Origin of the sequence: Streptomyces sp. YGL11-2, from assembly GCF_050054615.1 — a bacterium.
GTDB lineage: Bacteria > Actinomycetota > Actinomycetes > Streptomycetales > Streptomycetaceae > Streptomyces.
In genome coordinates, this window is sequence record NZ_JBNHIN010000062.1 from 21,448 (window position 1) to 39,324 (window position 17,877).

The following is a 17,877-nucleotide window of genomic DNA, read 5'->3' on the forward strand; positions in this document are numbered from 1 at the left end:
CCCGCCGGGGCTCCGATCACGTACGAACTGCGGTGTCAGGCCGCGACGACATCCACGACGTCGGCCGGGGGCTTGATGGTCACGCGCTCCTCGGGCACACCGGCCAGGGACGTGACGGACACCGAGTTGAGCTTTGGCCGCACCGGTGCCGGCACCGTGTCACTCGCAGCCGCGGACGCGGCCAGCTCGGCGAGCGCCAGCTCGTCGCTGACCTCTCGCATGAGCTCGGACATGCGCACATCCAGTGCGTCACAGATCGCCGAGAGCAGTTCGGAGGACGCCTCCTTCTGCCCCCTCTCGACCTCGGACAAATAGCCGAGCGACACCCGGGCGGAGGACGAGACCTCGCGCAGGGTGCGGCCTTGGCGCTGACGCTGTCGGCGCAGCACGTCACCCAGCAGGCGACGAAGCAGAATCATCGCTGGCTCCCTCCTCGGACCTCGGATCCGGATCCTTCTCGCCCCACCGTACCGCCTCGGGCCGTGGCCGTGCCGGGAGCGAGTTCGTGTTCACTCATGGCTGCAAACATCCATTCCCCCCGTGTTGTTCCGTATCCTGTGCCCGCGCATTTTCTGTGAGTTCGCTCAACAGCAGTGCGAGCACGGCTTGGACACTGTCACGACGGATCCGGTCGCGATCCCCCGCCAGTGCCAGCCGTCGTACCTCTCCGTCACCGTCCGGCCCCTGGACGGCTACGTACACCGTGCCCACGGGCTGCCCGTCCTGGGGCTCCGGCCCGGCGACGCCCGTGGTGGCGATGCCCCAGTCGGCGCCGAGCACCCGCCGCACCCCGCGCGCCATCTGCCGCGCGACCTCGCCGTCCACGGCCCCGCGCGCGGCCAGCAGCGCACCGTCCACGCCCAGCAGCTCCCGCTTGAGCTCGGTGGCGTACGCCGTCACGGAGCCGCGCACCACCCGCGACGCCCCGGGCACCGCGGTCAGCTCGCCGGCGACCAGTCCGCCGGTCAGCGATTCGGCCACGGCCAGGCTCTGCCGCCGCCCGGCGAGCACCTCCAGCGCCCCGGCCGCCACAGAACCCGGCCCGCTCACCGCTCGGTGTTCCTCTCGGCCCTCTCGGCCCGCTCGGCTCTCTCGGCCTGCTCCGTCCGCTCCCTGGCCAGCCCGGCCCGGCGCAGCACCACGGCCTGCCGTACGTAGTCGAGCCCGGTGACGACCGTCAGCACCACGGCCACCGCCATCACCCACCAGCGGAAGGTCGCCAGTGGACCGGTCAGCACCAGGACGTACATGCCCACGGCGGTGCCCTGCGCCAATGTCTTGATCTTGCCGCCGCGGCTGGCCGGAATCACACCGTGCTTGATCACCCAGAACCGCATCAGCGTGATGCCCAGCTCCCGGAAGAGGATCACGCCCGTCACCCACCAGGACAGATCCCCCAGCATCGAGAGGCAGATCAGCGCCGCACCCATGATCGCCTTGTCCGCGATCGGGTCGGCGATCTTGCCGAAGTCCGTGACCAGGTTGTACGTGCGCGCCAGATGCCCGTCGAAGACATCGGTGATCATGGCGATGGCGAAGGCCGCCCAGGCGAACGCGCGCCAGGCCGGGTTCGCGCCGCCGTCGTGCACCAGCAGCAGGACGAACGCCGGGACCAGCAGCAGCCGCAGCATCGTCAGGACGTTGGCGATGTTCCACAGCCCGGCCTGCCGGACGGCCGGCGCGGTGCGCGGCCCCCCGGCGGCGGAAGCCGAGGCTCCGCTCATCTGCCCGCCTCCTCGGTACACCCCGTACCGTCCACCGACAGCACCTCCGCCACGAGGTCCACTCCCTCGCTCGCGACCACCTTCGCTTCGACCATACGACCGGGCCGCAGGTCCTGGCCGCCCGTGAGCAGCGTGACCCCGTCGGTCTCCGGCGCCTGGTGCGCGGTCCGCCCGACGACGCCGTCGTCCTCGTCGTCGATCCGGTCCACCAGCACCCGCACCGTCTCGCCGACCCGCTCGGCCGCCCGCTGCGCGGTCAGCTCCTCGGCGAGCCGGGACACCCGCGACAGCCGCTCGGCGACCACGTCCGGGTCGACCTTGTCCTCGTAGGAGGCGGCCTCGGTGCCGTCCTCGTCGGAGTAGCCGAAGACGCCGATGGCATCCAGCCGGGCCTCGCCGAGGAACCGCTCCAGCTCCGCCAGGTCGCTCTCCGACTCGCCCGGGAAGCCCACGATGAAGTTGGACCGGGCCCCGGCCTGCGGCGCCTTCGTGCGGATGGTCTCCAGCAGCTCCAGGAAGCGGTCGGTGTCGCCGAAGCGGCGCATCGCACGCAGCACCCCGGGCGCCGAGTGCTGGAAGGACAGGTCGAAGTAGGGCGCCACCTTGTCGGTGCCGGTCAGCACGTCGATCAGACCGGGCCGCATCTCGGCGGGCTGCAGGTAGCTGACCCGGATCCGCTCGATGCCGTCCACCGCGGCCAGCTCCGGCAGCAGCGTCTCCAGCAGCCGGATGTCGCCGAGGTCCTTGCCGTACGAGGTGTTGTTCTCGGAGACCAGCATGACCTCCTTGACGCCCTGCTCCGCCAGCCAGCGGGTCTCGCCGAGCACGTCGGAGGGCCGGCGGGAGATGAACGAGCCGCGGAAGGACGGGATCGCGCAGAACGAGCAGCGCCGGTCGCAGCCCGAGGCCAGCTTCACCGAGGCGACCGGCTCGCTGCCCAGCCTGCGGCGCAGCGGCGCCCTCGGCCCGGAGGCTGGCGCGACGCCCTCGGGCAGGTCCTGCGGCGGGGCCGCCGGCTCCTCGGCATCCGCCTGGGCGTGGCCGGGCAGCGCGACCCCGGCGGCGTCCTGGCGCTCGGCCGGGCTGATCGGCAACAGCTTGCGGCGGTCGCGCGGGGTGTGCGCGGCGTGGACGCCGCCGCTGAGGATCGTCTGGAGCCGGTCGGAGATGTTGCTGTAGTCGTCGAAGCCGAGCACGCCGTCCGCCTCCGGCAGCGCCTCGGCGAGCTCCTTGCCGTAGCGCTCGGCCATGCAGCCGACGGCGACGACGGCCTGGGTCCGGCCATGGTCCTTGAGGTCGTTGGCTTCCAGCAGGGCGTCGACGGAGTCCTTCTTGGCGGCCTCGACGAAGCCGCAGGTGTTGACGACGGCCACATCCGCGTCGGCGGCTTCCTCGACGAGCTCCCAGCCGTCCGCTGCCAAGCGGCCTGCGAGCTCCTCCGAGTCCACCTCGTTACGGGCGCAGCCAAGAGTGACAAGGGCGACGGTACGGCGTTCGGGCATAGGGCTCAGCCTACTTCGTCCCGGCCACCCCTATGGCGCGCAGGTCTCCGCCGCCGGCACCGGACGCCCGGGCCGTGCGGCGGACACCCCCGCGTGCGGTCGGCCTCAGCCCGCCTGCGGGTCTCCCGGTGTGTAGCTCAGACGCTCCACGGAGCCCTCGTCACCGACCTTCTTGACCTCCTTGCCGTTGACGTACAGCTGTACGGCACCGGCGTTGCCGACGACAAGATCGATCCGCTTCTTGTCGGTGAGCGTCTTCGACTCGCCCTGCTTGAGCAGCCCGTCCTGCAGGAGGTTGCCGTCGGCGTCCTTGGCGGAGATCCAGCTCTGGCCGTCCTTGGCGGTCACCTTGATCGTGACCTGGTCCTTGGGCAGTCCGGCGATGGCGCTGTCGGACGGCTGCGGGCGGGGCCGCGCGGGCTGGGGCTGGGAGGGGTGGATGGTGCGCGACGGGCCGGGCCGGTCGGCCTTGGCGGTGTCGGCCGCGACCGGCCCGCTGCCGTGCTTGTCGCCGCCGCTGAAGAGCGTGAAGCCGACGAAGCCGACGACGGCGACGATCGCCGCGACCATCGCGGCGGTCCAGTTGGGGCGCCGCGGCTCCGAGCGGATCCGCTCCGCCTCGAAGAGCGGGGCGGCGGCCGTCGGCGCGGGCCGGCCGCCGTGCTCGGCGTCGTAGCGGGCGATCAGGGGTTGGGGGTCGAGGGAGACGGCGCGGGCGAGTGTTCTGATGTGTCCGCGCGCGTAGACGTCACCACCGCAGCGCGAGAAGTCGTCCTGCTCGATCGCATGCACGATGGGGATCCGCACCCGTGTCGTCGTACTGACCTCTTCAACGGTCAGTCCCAGTCCGATACGGGCCTGCTGGAGGGCTCGACCGACCGAAGGCCGGTCCTGGCCGGCGGACGGCCGGTCCTCTTCGGGAGGACCAGCGGAAGGCCGGTCGTCTTCGGGGGAGTTGCCGATGGACACGGGGGCGCCTTTCGAGCGTGTAGCCACCTGCTGGAAGTTCAGTCTAGGGGTGGAGCGAAAGGGTCGGGCAAGCGGGAGAGCCGGGTTTGTACGCCATCAGAACGCCCCGCCACACTGCCCCGGGGCCGGAGGATGAAGCATCGTTCCCACGCCTCCCTCACCTTGACGTATCGGCAGAAGAAACGGTTGCCTGCCGCCACGAACGGGTGAACCCGTACGCGCGTGCTACTCGATAGCCTCCCCGCGGATGACCGCCAGCACGCCGTCCAATTCATCCGGCTTCACCAACACGTCGCGCGCCTTGGAGCCCTCGCTCGGGCCGACGATGTTCCGCGACTCCATCAGGTCCATCAGCCGCCCGGCCTTGGCGAAGCCCACCCGCAGCTTGCGCTGGAGCATGGACGTCGACCCGAACTGGGTGGACACCACCAGCTCCGCGGCCTGGCACAGCAGATCGAGGTCGTCGCCGATGTCCTCGTCGATCTCCTTCTTCTTCGCGCTGCCGACGGTGACGTCGTCCCGGAAGACCGGCGCCATCTGGTCCTTGCAGTGCTGGACGATGGCGGACACCTCGGCCTCGGTGACGAACGCACCCTGCATCCGCACCGGCTTGTTGGCGCCCATCGGCAGGAACAGCCCGTCGCCCTTGCCGATCAGCTTCTCGGCGCCCGGCTGGTCGAGGATGACCCGGCTGTCGGCGAGCGAGGACGTCGCGAACGCCAGCCGGGACGGCACGTTCGCCTTGATCAGGCCGGTCACGACGTCGACGGACGGGCGCTGGGTGGCCAGCACCAGATGGATACCGGCCGCGCGCGCCAGCTGGGTGATGCGGACGATGGAGTCCTCCACGTCGCGCGGCGCCACCATCATCAGGTCGGCCAGCTCGTCGACGATCACCAGCAGGTACGGATACGGCGCCAGCTCCCGCTCACTGCCCGCGGGCGGGCTGACCTTGCCGTTGCGCACCGCCTCGTTGAAGTCGTCGATGTGCCGGTAGCCGTACGCGGCGAGGTCGTCGTAGCGCAGGTCCATCTCGCGCACCACCCACTGGAGCGCCTCGGCGGCCCGCTTGGGGTTGGTGATGATCGGCGTGATCAGGTGCGGGATGCCCTCGTACGCGGTCAGCTCGACCCGCTTGGGGTCGACCAGCACCATCCGCACGTCCTCCGGCGTGGCCCGCACCATGACCGAGGTGATCAGGCAGTTGATGCAGGAGGACTTGCCGGAACCGGTCGCACCGGCGACGAGGATGTGCGGCATCTTCGCCATGTTGGCCATGACGTAGCCGCCCTCGACGTCCTTGCCGAGCGCCACCAGCATCGGGTGCTCGTCGCCCGCCGCGTCGGCCAGCCGCAGCACGTCGCCGAGGTTGACCATCTCGCGGTCGGTGTTGGGGATCTCGATGCCGACCGCGGACTTGCCGGGGATCGGGCTGATGATGCGGACGTCCGGACTGGCCACCGCGTACGCGATGTTCTTGGCCAGCGCGGTGATCTTCTCGACCTTGACGGCCGGGCCGAGTTCGACCTCGTAGCGGGTGACCGTCGGGCCGCGGGTGAAGCCGGTGACCGAGGCGTCGACCTTGAACTCCTGGAAGACGTTGGTCAGTGCGGCCACTATCGCGTCGTTCGCGGCGCTGCGGGTCTTGCCGGGGCCGCCCCGCGACAGCAGGTCGAGGGACGGCAGGGAGTAGGTGATGTCGCCGGAGAGCTGGAGCTGTTCGGCGCGCGGCGGCAGATCGCCGGACGGCTCCGGCGCGGCCTTCGTGAAGTCCACCGGCGCCTTGGTCAGGTCCGGCACGTACCGTCCCGGCTCCTCCTCGGAAGCGGACGGCTCCGCGCCCCGCGCCGGCGGCACCGAGCCGCTGTCCGCCCCGGTGTCCGTGCCGCGCTCACCGGAGATCCCACTGCTGAGGTCCGCGACCAGCGGCGAGGGCTGGACGCCGTGCAGCACCGCGCCGTCCAGCGCGGCGGCGGCCGCGGCGGCGACGTCCACCGCGTCCATCTCCCGGTCGGCGGGCGGTACGACGGCCCGGCGCGGGCGGCGGCGGGCCAGCGCCGCCTCCTCCATGACGTCCGGGTCCGGCGAGCCGTCCGCGGCACCGCGCCGCGGCCTGCGGGCCGGCTGCTCGCGCCACTCCTCGGCGTACTCCGCCGGCTCCTCGCCGAACGGCCCGGCCTCCCCGCCGTCCGCGGTCTCCAGCACGCCCAGCCGGACGGCGAGCGCCTTCAGCCGCTGCGGAATGGCGTTCACCGGCGTCGCGGTCACCACCAGCAGCCCGAAGACGGTCAGCAGCACCAGCAGCGCCACCGCCAGGGTCTGTCCGACGGTGAAGATCAGCGGCTTGGACGCGGCCCAGCCGACATAGCCGCCGGCGTCCTGTATGGCGGCGAGCCCGTCGCCCCGCCCCGGGGACCCGCACGCCATCGCGACCTGCCCGAGCACGCCGATGACCAGCGCGGACAGCCCGATGACGATCCGGCCGTTGGCCTCCGGCCGCTCGGGATGGCGGATCAGCCGTACCGCGATGCCGCCGAGCAGGATCGGTACGACCAGGTCGAGCCGCCCGAAGGCGCCGGTCACCAGCAGCTCGACGAGATGGCCGACCGGCCCGGAGAGGTTGGACCACGTACCGGCCGCGATGACCAGCGCCAGTCCGAGCAGCAGCAGCGCCAGCCCGTCCTTGCGGTGCGCCGGGTCGAGGTTCTTGGCGCCGCGCCCGAAGCCGCGGAACACCGCCCCGACACCGTGCGCGGCGCCGAGCCAGCAGGCGCGGGCGAGGCGGTAGACACCGCCGGTCGGCGACGGCGCCGGCTTCGGCGCGGCCTTCTTGGCGGGCGCCTTCCTGGCCGGGGCCTTCTTCGCCGCCGCGGTCTTCTTGGCCGGCGGCTGCTTCGCGGATGCCTTCTTGGCGGCGGTCTTCCTCGCGGCGCCCCCGGACTGTCCGGCGCGCGGCTTCGAGGGGCCTGCCGTGCGCTGGGTTCCCTTGCCGGACGTACGTGAGGCCATGGCGACGAGGTTACAGGCGCCGACCGGCGTGGCACGAGCGCACGGCGCTTCACCCATCCGTGTCGCGCGCCGGTCTCCTGAAGGGCCGTCAGCGCGCGTCCGTACGGCCCGTCAGCCCGCCGCCGCCCCCGAGCCCGGCTCCAGGGCATCCAGGGCCCGGCGCAGCCCGGTCAGCTTGCGCTCCAGATGCGCGGCGGTGGCCACCGCCGCGGCGTCCGCGGTCTCGTCCAGCTGTTTGGAGAGCGCCTCGGCCTGCTCCTCGACGGCCGCCAGCCGCGCGGAGAGCTCGGCGAGCAGCCCCGCGGACTCCTTGGTCTCGCCGACGCTCTGCCGGCCGCCCTCCAGCTGGAGCCTCAGCAGCGAAGCCTGCTCGCGGAGTTGGCAGTTCTTCATGTACAGCTCGACGAAGACCGAGACCTTGGCGCGCAGCACCCACGGGTCGAACGGCTTGGAGATGTAGTCGACCGCACCGGCCGCATAGCCGCGGAAGGTGTGGTGCGGACCGTGGTTGATGGCCGTGAGGAAGATGATCGGGATGTCCCGGGTGCGCTCCCGCCGCTTGATGTGCGCGGCGGTCTCGAATCCGTCCATCCCCGGCATCTGCACATCGAGCAGAATCACCGCGAAGTCGTCGGTGAGCAGTGCCTTGAGCGCTTCCTCCCCGGACGATGCCCGCACCAGTGTCTGATCGAGCGCAGAGAGGATCGCCTCCAGCGCCAGCAGATTCTCCGGCCGGTCATCGACCAGGAGGATCTTGGCCTTCTGCACCATGGCCCGTCCTCCTCGCCCCGGCATCGAACCGGACGCCGCCCCAGGGGACGACTCCGTCACGCCGCCCGTCCTTGTGCCGGTCATGGTAGCTGCACCCCGCCTGTCGCCACACCCTGTCACCGCGATGTCACTGTGCACGTAGCAGAAACGCAGCGAGAGACGAGAAGGTTCCCCGAATCCCGCGGTTCCACACGTCTACGGCCACACTCAGTCAGCAACGCGATGATCCCCTTCCGGCTCCATACTGGACGCCCCGTCACCTCGCGCGCATCCATTGCTCCATGACCGACAGCAGATGATCGGTATCCACCGGCTTGGTCACATAGTCGGAGGCCCCGGAGTCGATGCTCTTCTCCCGGTCGCCCTTCATCGCCTTCGCGGTCAGCGCGATGATCGGCAGCCCGGCGAACTGCGGCATCCGCCGGATCGCGGAGGTCGTCGCATAGCCGTCCATCTCCGGCATCATGATGTCCATCAGGACCAGCACGATGTCGTCGTGCTGCTCCAACACCTCGATGCCCTCCCGGCCGTTCTCGGCGTACAGCACCGAGAGCCCGTGCTGCTCCAGGACGCTGGTGAGCGCGAAGACGTTGCGGATGTCGTCGTCGACGATCAGCACCTTCTCGCCGTGGAAGCCGCCGCCGAAGCCCGGGTCGACCAGGTCCTGGCCGTTGCCGAGCCAGGGCTCCTCGGCCGGCTGCTGGGCGGACTGCGGCGCCGCCTGGGGCTGTTGCGCCGTGGACGAGGGCTGGCCGGGCAGCGCGAACCGCCGGGGCGTGGCAGAAACCGCCCGGCGCCGCCGCCTGCCCAGGCTGCCGCCGGGGCTCCGGTCGCGCTGCGGCTCCTCGCTCTCCTGGCTCCCGGCCTCGGTCTCCCGCGCCTCCGCGTCCATCGCCAGTCCCCCGGCGACCAGCTGCGGGTAGCCCTGCGGCGGCAGCCCGCCGGGGTTGTGCGGCAGGTACAGCGTGAAGGTGGAACCGCGGTTGGGCTCGCTCTGGGCGTGGATCTCGCCGCCCAGCAGCCGGGCGATCTCCCGGCTGATGGACAGGCCCAGGCCGGTACCGCCGTACTTGCGGCTGGTGGTGCCGTCCGCCTGCTTGAACGCCTCGAAGATGACCCGCATCTTGCTGGACGCGATGCCGATGCCGGTGTCGGTCACCGAGAACGCGATCATGTCGGCGTCCGGGTCGCGCAGCGAGCCGTGCTCCAGCAACTGCTCGCGGATGGCCACCGGGACGTCCGCACCGGCCGGCCGGATCACCAGCTCCACGGCGCCGCTGTCGGTGAACTTCACCGCGTTCGACAGCAGGTTGCGCAGCACCTGGAGGAGCCGCTGCTCGTCGGTGTGCAGTGTGGCGGGCAGCTCCGGGGAGACCCGTACGGAGAAGTCCAGCCCCTTCTCGGCGGTCAGCGGCCGGAAGGTCGCCTCGACGTAGTCGACGAGCTGGACCAGCGCGATCCGGGTCGGGCTGACGTCCATCTTGCCGGCCTCGACCTTGGACAGGTCGAGGATGTCGTTGATCAGCTGGAGCAGGTCGGAGCCGGCGCCGTGGATGGTCTCGGCGAACTCCACCTGCTTCGGGGAGAGGTTGCCCTCGGCGTTGTCGGCCAGCAGCTTGGCAAGGATCAGCAGCGAGTTCAGCGGCGTCCGCAGCTCGTGCGACATGTTCGCCAGGAACTCCGACTTGTAGCGCATCGAGACCGCGAGCTGCTCGGCGCGCTCCTCCAGGACCTGCCGCGCCTCCTCGATCTCGGTGTTCTTCACCTCGATGTCGCGGTTCTGCGCCCGCAGTTGCTCGGCCTTCTCCTCCAGTTCGGAGTTGGACAGCTCCAGCGCCTTCTGCCGGCTCTCCAACTCCGCCGAGCGCTCGCGCAGTTGCTCGGTCAGCTCCTGCGACTGCTTGAGCAGCACCTCGGTCTTGGTGTTGACCGAGATGGTGTTGACGCTGGTCGCGATCATCTCGGCGATCTGGCTGAGGAAGTCCTTCTGGATCTGGGTGAACGGCTGGAACGACGCCAGCTCGATCACGCCGAGCACCTTGTCCTCGAAGAGCACCGGCAGCACGATGATGTTCGCCGGCGGCGCCTCCCCGAGACCCGAGGCGATCTTGAGGTACCCGGACGGCACGTTCTCCACCAGGATCGTGCGGCCCTCCTCGGCCGCCGTCCCGATCAGCGTCTCACCGGGCCTGAACGTCGTCGGCATGCCGCCCATGGCGTAGCCGTACGAGCCCATCAGCCGCAGCTCGTACACGCCCGGCTCGCCGCCGTCCGCCCCGATCTCCCGGGTGTCGGGCTGCGCCGCGAGGAAGAACGCGCCGTGCTGCGCGGAGACCGCGGGCGACAGCTCGCTCATGATGAGGGTGGCGACGTCCTTGAGGTCGCGGCGGCCCTGCATCAGACCGGAGATCCGGGCCAGGTTGCCCTTGAGCCAGTCCTGTTCCTCGTTGGCGAGGGTGGTCTCCCGGAGGGTGGAGATCATGGTGTTGACGTTGTCCTGGAGTTCCAGGATCTCGCCGGCCGCGTCCACGTCGATCCGGACGTTGTGGTCGCCGAGGGTCACGGCCGCGGCGACCGCGGCGATGGCGCGCACCTGACGGGTCAGGTTGCCGGCCATCTCGTTCACCGACTCCGTCAGGTCCTTCCAGGTGCCGGCCACGCCCCGCACCTGCGCCTGACCGCCGAGCTGGCCCTCCGTACCCACCTCGCGAGCCACCCTGGTGACCTGCTCGGCGAACGAGGACAGCTGGTCGACCATGGTGTTGATGGTGGTCTTCAGCGCCAGGATCTCGCCCCGCGCGTCCACGTCGATCTTCTTGGTCAGGTCGCCCTTGGCGACCGCGGTGGTGACCATCGCGATGTTGCGGACCTGGCCGGTGAGGTTGTTGGCCATGGAGTTCACCGACTCGGTGAGGTCCTTCCACGTGCCGGCGACGCCGGGGACGCGGGCCTGGCCGCCCAGGATGCCGTCGGTGCCCACCTCACGGGCCACGCGGGTGACCTCGTCGGCGAACGACGAGAGCGTGGTGACCATGGTGTTGACGGTGTCGGCCAGCTGCGCGACCTCGCCGCGCGCCTCGACCGTGACCTTCTTCGTCAGGTCGCCGTTGGCGACCGCCGCCGAGACCTGCGAGATGTTCCGCACCTGGATGGTCAGATTGTTGGCCATCAGGTTGACGTTGTCGCTGAGGTCCTTCCAGATGCCGGTGACACCCGGAACCCGTGCCTGGCCGCCCAGTTGGCCCTCCGTGCCGACCTCGCGGGCGACCCGCGTCACCTGCTCCGCGAACAGCGACAGCTGGTCGACCATCGTGTTCACGGTGGTGACGAGTTCGAGGATCTCGCCCTTGGCGTCGACGGTGATCTTCTTGGAGAGGTCACCGCGGGCGACCGCCGTGGTCACCTCGCCGATGTTGCGCACCTGCGAGGTCAGGTTGTTCGCCATGAAGTTGACGGACTGGGTGAGGTCCTTCCACGTACCGCTGACGCCCTGCACCTCGGCCTGTCCGCCCAGGATGCCCTCGGTGCCCACCTCGCGGGCGACCCGGGTGACCTGCTCCGCGAAGGACGAGAGCTGGTCGACCATGGTGTTCAGGGTGTTCTTCAGCTCCAGGATCTCACCCCGGGCGTCCACGTCGATCTTCTGCGACAGGTCGCCGCGCGCGACCGCGGTCGCGACCTGGGCGATGTTACGGACCTGGGCCGTCAGGTTGCCGGCCATGCCGTTCACCGAGTCGGTCAGATCGCGCCACACGCCGGCGACGCCGGGCACCTGCGCCTGGCCGCCCAGCCGGCCGTCCGTACCGACCTCCCGGGCGACCCGGGTCACCTGCTCGGCGAAGGCGGACAGCTGGTCGACCATCGTGTTGATGGTGCTCTTCAGCTCCAGGATCTCGCCGCGCGCGTCGACGTCGATCTTCTGCGACAGGTCGCCGCGCGCCACCGCCGTTGTCACCTGCGCGATCTGCCGCACCTGCGAGGTCAGGTTCCCCGCCATGAAGTTGACGGAGTCGGTGAGTTCCTTCCACGTACCGCTGACGCCGTCCACCCGCGCCTGACCGCCCAGCCGGCCCTCCGTGCCCACGTCCCTGGCCATCCGCGTGACCTGGTCCGCGAACGACGACAGCTGGTCCACCATGGTGTTCACGGTGTTCTTCAGCTGGAGCATCTCGCCGGAGACGTCGACGGTGACCTTCTGCGACAGGTCGCCGTTGGCGACCGCCGTGGTCACCTGCGCGATGTTGCGGACCTGACCGGTCAGGTTCCGGAAGGCGGTGTTGACGGAGTCCGTCAGGTCCTTCCACGTACCCGCCGCGCCGGGCACCGCGGCCTGGCCGCCCAGCTCGCCCTCGACGCCGATCTCCCGTGCCACCCGCGTGACTTCGGCACCGAACGAGGAGAGCTGGTCCACCATCGTGTTGACGGTGTTCTTCAACTCCAGCATCTCACCGGCCACATCGACGGTGACCTTCTGCGACAGGTCGCCGTTGGCGACCGCCGTGGTCACCTGCGCGATGTCCCGCACCTGCCCGGTCAGGTTCCGGAAGGCGTTGTTCACCGAGTCGGTGAGGTCCTTCCAGGTACCCGCCGCGCCCGGCACCTGCGCCTGACCGCCCAGCTGCCCCTCGGCACCGACCTCGTTGGCGACCCGCGTCACCTCGTCCGCGAAGGTGCGCAGCGTCTCGGTCATGGTGTTGATGGTGTCGGCCAGCTGCGCCACCTCGCCGCGCGCGCTGACCGTGACCTTCTGGGACAGGTCGCCGTTCGCGACGGCGGTGGTGACCTGGGCGATCCCCCGCACCTGCGCGGTGAGGTTGCCGGCCATCAGGTTGACCGAGTCCGTCAGGTCCTTCCACACGCCGGCCACACCGGGGACCTGTGCCTGGCCGCCGAGCTCGCCCTCCGTGCCGACCTCGCGAGCCACCCGGGTCACCTCGGAGGCGAACGAGGAGAGCTGGTCGACCATCGTGTTGACGGTGTTCTTCAGCTCCAGCATCTCGCCGGCGACATGGACCGTCACCTTGCGCGACAGATCACCCTTGGCCACCGCGGTGGTGACGAGAGCGATGTCACGTACCTGGGCCGTCAGTCGGGAAGCCATCGTATTGACGGATTCCGTCAGATCCTTCCACGAACCCGACATTCCGCGCACGCGCGCCTGACCGCCGAGCTTGCCCTCCGTACCGACCTCGCTGGCCACCCGCGTGACCTCGTCGGTGAAGGCCGAGAGCTGGTCCACGAGCCCGTTGACCGTCCGGCCGACCTTCAGGAACTCACCCCTCAGGGGATGCTCCGAAGAACTGTCCGAACTGCGCGACCGCAGATCCATCCGCTGTTCCAGGTCGCCCTCGGACACCGCCGACAGCACCCGGCCCACCTCGGACACCGGCCGTACGAGGTCGTCCACCAGCGCGTTCGAGGCGTCGATCGCCGCGGCCCAGGAGCCCTCGGCGGCGCCGACCTCCAGCCGCTCCGTGAGCTTTCCCTCACGCCCCACGACACGGCGCACCCGGGCCAGCTCACCCGTCAGATGCAGATTGCGGTCGGCGACCTCGTTGAACACCGCCGCGATCTCCGACATGACGCCGTCGCCGGAGACCGTGAGCCGCTTGCGGAAGTTTCCGTCCCGCATGGCGACGAGAGCGACCAGCAGACGATTCAGCGCCGCCGTATCGACCTCGGTCGTCCCATTACTCCGGGATCGTCCGCCTTTCGCGCGCGTGCTTGCGCCCCGCGCCGCAACGCCAGACTCCACCGTGTCCCTCCCGCAGGGTCGACCGTTCTCTCCGGGCTCTCTGTCGGAGCCTGCCCAGTGTTTCACCCCACCGCACGGAAGCGGCAAGGAGTCGCAACGTAACCACACCACCGGCGATACGTTGAAGCAGACGGGCAGGGCTTGTCCTTCGTCACCCCTGGCGGCGGCGAGAAACCCCGATACGGGGCGGAGTCACAACAGTTCGGCAGCATCCACACACGGGATGTAGCGCTTGCCGACCATAACCCGGCGGCCCTGGACGTTCCTCACGAGAATGTGCATGGCCGCCGAGGTGCGTCTCATGCCGGAAAGCACGCCTTCGTTCCCACTGCTCGCGTCGACCGTCTAGCCTGGCATGCGCATCGATGCCACGAGAAACGGGCACAGGACCCTGGGGAGCGACGAAAGACCAATGGGGAGTGCTGTGATCACCGCGCGGGCCGCCGCCACCTTCGAGCCGGTCGGGCGCTCCGTCGCCACTGCCCGTGCGTTCGTCAGGGACACTCTCCAGGGTTGGGGCTGCGCCGACATCGTCGACGACGCCGTGGTCCTCACCAGCGAACTGGTCACCAATGCCGTGGTGCACGCCGGCACCGCCGCCGATGTGCTGTGCCTGCGCACCGACGGCGGCGTCCGCGTCTCCGTCGCCGACCGCTACCCCGAACGTGAGATTCCACTCCAGAGCGCCGGCCAGGCCATGGTCCACCCCGACCGCGAGGGCGGACGCGGCCTGTTGCTGTGCGGCGCGCTGGCGGCCCGCTGGGGCGTGGAGTACACCGCCGCCCAGAAGCACGTCTGGTTCCACCTCGAACTCCCCGAGCGCCCGGCCGGCACCCGCGCGGCCGGCCCCGCCCTGCCCGTGGACGCCCTCCCGGTCGCCGACACGCGGGTCCGCGTCGCGGTGATCCAGATCGACCGCGGCGGCTGCGTCAGCTTCTGGAACGAGGACGCCCAGGACCTCTTCGCGTACGACGCCGAACAGGTCATCGGCAAACCCCTCACCGACTTCGCCGCCTGGCCGCACACCCCCGGCACCGGCACCGGCATCGCCGAGGCGCTCCAGCTCTCCCGCTGGGAGGGCTCCTACGGCATAAGGGGCGCCGACGGCCGGGTCATCCCCGTCTACGCCTCCCATCTGCGGGTGCGCGACGCCGACGGCGAGGCGTCCACGGTCTGCCTCCTGGTCCGCGACCACGAACGCGCCATCCTCCAGAGCCCGCAGCGCACCCCCGCCGCCGACGCCGCCACCCCGCCCGAGGGCCGCCCGTCCGACCCGTTCGAGGTCTTCATCGGCTCCCCGGCTCCGGACGACCTCGACGGACTGCTCCAGCGCACCGTCGAACGCGCCCGCGACATGCTCGACGGCGACGCCGCCTACTTGCTCCTGGCCACCGACGACGAGACCGAGCTGGAGGTCCGCGCCTCCACCGGCCTGCCCTCCGCCCGCCAGCGGTTCGCCCGCGTCCCCGTCGAAGCCGGAACCGGACGCTACGGCTCCGCCCGGATGCCCGCCGTCCACGAAGACCTCACCGCCGTCCCCGGCGCCGTCCCACTCCTCGCCGGTACGGGCATGCGCTCGGTCGTCACCGTCCCCCTCAAGGTCGAGGGCCGGCTCACCGGCTCGCTGGGCGTCGCCGCCGAGAGCCCCTCCCGCTACACCAACGAAGAGGCGCTGCGCCTCCAGTTCGCCGCCGACCGCATCGCCCTCGCCGTCGAACGCGCCCGCCTCACCGAACTGGAGAAGCTGCGCCGCGGCTCCCTCTCCTTCCTCGTCGAGGCGTCCGACCTCCTCGCCGGCACCCTCGACCGCGACCAGACCCTGGCCCTGATGGCCCAGATGACCGTCCCCACCCTCGCCACCTGGTGCGCCGTCTACACCGTCGCCGACCAGGCGTCGGAACCGGAACTCTCCTACGTCCTCCATGAGGACGAGGACCGCATCGACGGCCTCAAGACCCTGCTGATGAAGGTCGACCCGCCAGAGCCGGTGCCCACCCCCGGCGCCCGCGTCTGGACCGCCCCCGCCGACGCCGCCCACGACGCCGCGCTGCGCACCTCCCTGCGCAGCCTGGGCCTGGAGGAGTCCGCCCGCCCGTCCACCGGCCCCGGCGCCACCCTCGCCACCGCCTCCGCCGTCGGCGGCGAGACCGTCGTCCTCCCGCTGGTCGCCCGCAACCGCGTCATCGGCATGCTCACCCTCGGCAAACCCACCGAGGAGCACTTCCGCCAGGAGATCCTCGAACTCGCCGAGGACCTCTCCCGCCGCGCCGCCCTCGCCCTGGACAACGCCCGCCTGTACAGCGAGCGCACCGCCATCAGCCAGTCCCTCCAGCGCAGCCTGCTGCCCCCCGAGCTGCCCGACATCCCGGGCGTCGAGGTCGAGGTCATCTACCGCGCGGCCGGCGAGGGCAACGAGGTCGGCGGCGACTTCTACGACCTCTTCCCGATCCGCGACGGCGCCTACGGCTTCGCCATCGGCGACGTCTGCGGCACCGGTCCGGAGGCCGCCGCCGTCACCGGCCTGGCCCGGCACGCGCTCCGCCTGCTCGCCCGCGAGGGCTTCGGCGGCCCCGCCGTCCTGGAGCGCCTGAACGCCGCCATCCTCGACGAGGGCGCCCGCAGCCGCTTCCTGACCCTCCTTTACGGCGAGCTGTGGCCGCAGGACGACGGCAGCGCCCGGCTCAAGGTCGTCTGCGCCGGCCACCCCCTCCCGCTCCGCCTCCGCCAGGACGGCACCGTCGAGCCGGCCGCCGAACCCCAGCCCCTCCTCGGCGTCCTGGACGACCTCGAACTGTACGAACAGACCGTCACCCTCGACCCCGGCGACGTCCTGCTGTGCGTCACCGACGGCGTCACCGAACGCCGCGAGGGCACCCGCATGCTCGGCGACGACGGCCTCACCGACGTTCTGACGACGTGTACGGGCCTGACCGCCGGCGCGGTGGCCGCCCGGGTGCTGCGCGCCGTCGAGCGCTTCGCCGCCGAACCGGCCTCCGACGACATGGCCATCCTCGCCATGCGCGTCCCCGAAATCCCCGCCGACTAGCCCCCGTTGGGGGCGGAGACACCACTCCGCCCCCACCACCACATACGAAAAAGCCCCCCACCATCTGGTGGGGGACTTTCCCTTTCCTGAGCCCCAATACGGAATCGAACCGTAGACCTTCTCCTTACCATGGAGACGCTCTGCCGACTGAGCTATTGGGGCGCGGCAACGAAATAAATAGTACCCCAACCCCGCGCCGTTTCCGAACCGCCCACACCGCCCACCGGCACCGCCTAAAAGGCCGGCTGCAGCAATCCCCCGAGCGCATTGCACGCCCCCACCATCCGGTGCAGCTCCCGCCGCGTCATGGCGGCATGCAGCGGCAGCGCCAGGGTCTCATCCACGGCCCGCTCGGTCTGCGGCAGGAACACGTCCCGCCGCAGCCCCGGCAACCGGTACACCGGCGCCTGTACAGGCACCTTGCAGGCAACTCCCTTGGCCCGCAACGCCCTTGCGAACGCATCCCGGTCCGGCCGCCCGTTCCCCGGCACCCGCACCACGTACTGCTGGTAGGTGTGCCCCACCGCCGGCGTCGGCGTCACCACTCCGTTCAGCCGCCCATCGAGGTACGTGGCATGCGCCCGCCGCTCCTCCACCCCGTCCGGCCGCGCCCCGAGCTCGTCCTCGACCAGCACCAACAGCCCGTGCCGCTGGCCGACTTCACGGATCCACGCGGCATCCGCCTGCCGCCCGAACCGATGTATCGCCACCACCGCGGCCGTCTGCCCGGTCACCACATCCGACACGGCCGCCGGATCGAGGCAGTAGCTCTCGGCATCCACATCGGCGAACACCGGCACCGCCCCCAACTCCACCACGGCCTGGGCGATTTCGGCGTTGCCGTAGGCCGGCACCACCACCTCGTCACCTGCACGGACACCGGCCGACCTGAGCGTTCCCACTGTCCCCATGCCGCGGAGCATGTCCACGGGAGTTGAACGGCACGTTACGCCCGTCACCTCACCTTCCGAACAAAAAAGCTCCGGCCCCTGAACCAGAAGGTTCAGGGGCCGGAGCTGAATGATTGTTCGGCGGCGTCCTACTCTCCCACAGGGTCCCCCCTGCAGTACCATCGGCGCTGAAAGGCTTAGCTTCCGGGTT

General features: G+C 70.6%; 10 protein-coding genes, 1 tRNA gene and 1 rRNA gene. 1 reads left to right on the top strand and 11 read right to left on the bottom strand.

From position 1 onward, the window contains the following. Nucleotides 1–35 precede the first annotated feature (35 nt). The 8 genes from ACO1BR_RS38095 to ACO1BR_RS38130 form a co-directional block, all read right to left on the bottom strand. Entirely contained in the window at nt 36–419 is a 384-nt protein-coding gene (locus tag ACO1BR_RS38095; RefSeq protein WP_189308151.1) for a helix-turn-helix domain-containing protein, read from the bottom strand. A 94-nt stretch (nt 420–513) separates the two neighbouring features. Next, nucleotides 514–1,050: a CinA family protein gene (locus ACO1BR_RS38100; protein WP_426799696.1), complete on the bottom strand. Its 537-nt coding sequence runs from the start codon at nt 1,048–1,050 to the stop codon at nt 514–516. Continuing rightward, a complete protein-coding gene (gene pgsA / locus ACO1BR_RS38105) occupies nt 1,047–1,724 on the bottom strand; it encodes a CDP-diacylglycerol--glycerol-3-phosphate 3-phosphatidyltransferase (RefSeq protein WP_426799697.1) in 678 nt (225 codons plus the stop codon). Before pgsA ends, ACO1BR_RS38100 begins: the two co-directional genes overlap by 4 nt. Beyond that, complete coding sequence (gene rimO, locus ACO1BR_RS38110; RefSeq protein WP_426799698.1) at nt 1,721–3,226, bottom strand: 30S ribosomal protein S12 methylthiotransferase RimO; 1,506 nt, start codon at nt 3,224–3,226, stop codon at nt 1,721–1,723. Before rimO ends, pgsA begins: the two co-directional genes overlap by 4 nt. A 105-nt stretch (nt 3,227–3,331) precedes the next feature. Next, nucleotides 3,332–4,195, bottom strand: a complete 864-nt coding sequence (locus ACO1BR_RS38115) for a helix-turn-helix domain-containing protein (protein ID WP_426799699.1) — start codon at nt 4,193–4,195, stop codon at nt 3,332–3,334. Nucleotides 4,196–4,420: 225 nt separating this feature from the next. Then, nucleotides 4,421–7,204 carry a DNA translocase FtsK gene (locus ACO1BR_RS38120; RefSeq protein ID WP_426799700.1) on the bottom strand — a complete coding sequence of 928 codons (2,784 nt, stop codon included), beginning with the start codon at nt 7,202–7,204 and terminating at the stop codon, nt 4,421–4,423. A gap of 111 nt (nt 7,205–7,315) precedes the next feature. After that, entirely contained in the window at nt 7,316–7,975 is a 660-nt protein-coding gene (locus ACO1BR_RS38125; RefSeq protein WP_426799701.1) for a response regulator, read from the bottom strand. Nucleotides 7,976–8,231: 256 nt separating this feature from the next. Beyond that, nucleotides 8,232–13,730, bottom strand: a complete 5,499-nt coding sequence (locus ACO1BR_RS38130) for a HAMP domain-containing protein (RefSeq protein ID WP_426799702.1) — start codon at nt 13,728–13,730, stop codon at nt 8,232–8,234. Nucleotides 13,731–14,154: 424 nt separating this feature from the next. Here ACO1BR_RS38130 and ACO1BR_RS38135 point away from each other — a divergent pair, with 424 nt between their 5' ends. After that, complete coding sequence (locus tag ACO1BR_RS38135; RefSeq protein ID WP_426799705.1) at nt 14,155–16,776, top strand: SpoIIE family protein phosphatase; 2,622 nt, start codon at nt 14,155–14,157, stop codon at nt 16,774–16,776. Between the two features lie 89 nt (nt 16,777–16,865). Here the strand turns inward: ACO1BR_RS38135 and ACO1BR_RS38140 are convergent. From ACO1BR_RS38140 to rrf, 3 genes are all read right to left on the bottom strand, one after another. Then, nucleotides 16,866–16,938: transfer RNA gene (locus ACO1BR_RS38140), tRNA-Thr, on the bottom strand. A 71-nt stretch (nt 16,939–17,009) separates the two neighbouring features. Next, entirely contained in the window at nt 17,010–17,687 is a 678-nt protein-coding gene (locus tag ACO1BR_RS38145) for a DegT/DnrJ/EryC1/StrS family aminotransferase (RefSeq protein ID WP_426799703.1), read from the bottom strand. Between the two features lie 115 nt (nt 17,688–17,802). Beyond that, nucleotides 17,803–17,877 (bottom strand): 5S ribosomal RNA (gene rrf, locus ACO1BR_RS38150); the annotation flags it as partial.

Coding starts and splice junctions, on each gene's coding strand:
- rimO (WP_426799698.1), bottom strand. CDS start 3,226: ATGCCCGAACGCCGTACCGTCGCCCTTGTCACTCTTGGCTGCGCCCGT.
- ACO1BR_RS38095 (WP_189308151.1), bottom strand. CDS start 419: ATGATTCTGCTTCGTCGCCTGCTGGGTGACGTGCTGCGCCGACAGCGT.
- ACO1BR_RS38120 (WP_426799700.1), bottom strand. CDS start 7,204: ATGGCCTCACGTACGTCCGGCAAGGGAACCCAGCGCACGGCAGGCCCC.
- ACO1BR_RS38125 (WP_426799701.1), bottom strand. CDS start 7,975: ATGGTGCAGAAGGCCAAGATCCTCCTGGTCGATGACCGGCCGGAGAAT.
- pgsA (WP_426799697.1), bottom strand. CDS start 1,724: ATGAGCGGAGCCTCGGCTTCCGCCGCCGGGGGGCCGCGCACCGCGCCG.
- ACO1BR_RS38145 (WP_426799703.1), bottom strand. CDS start 17,687: ATGGGGACAGTGGGAACGCTCAGGTCGGCCGGTGTCCGTGCAGGTGAC.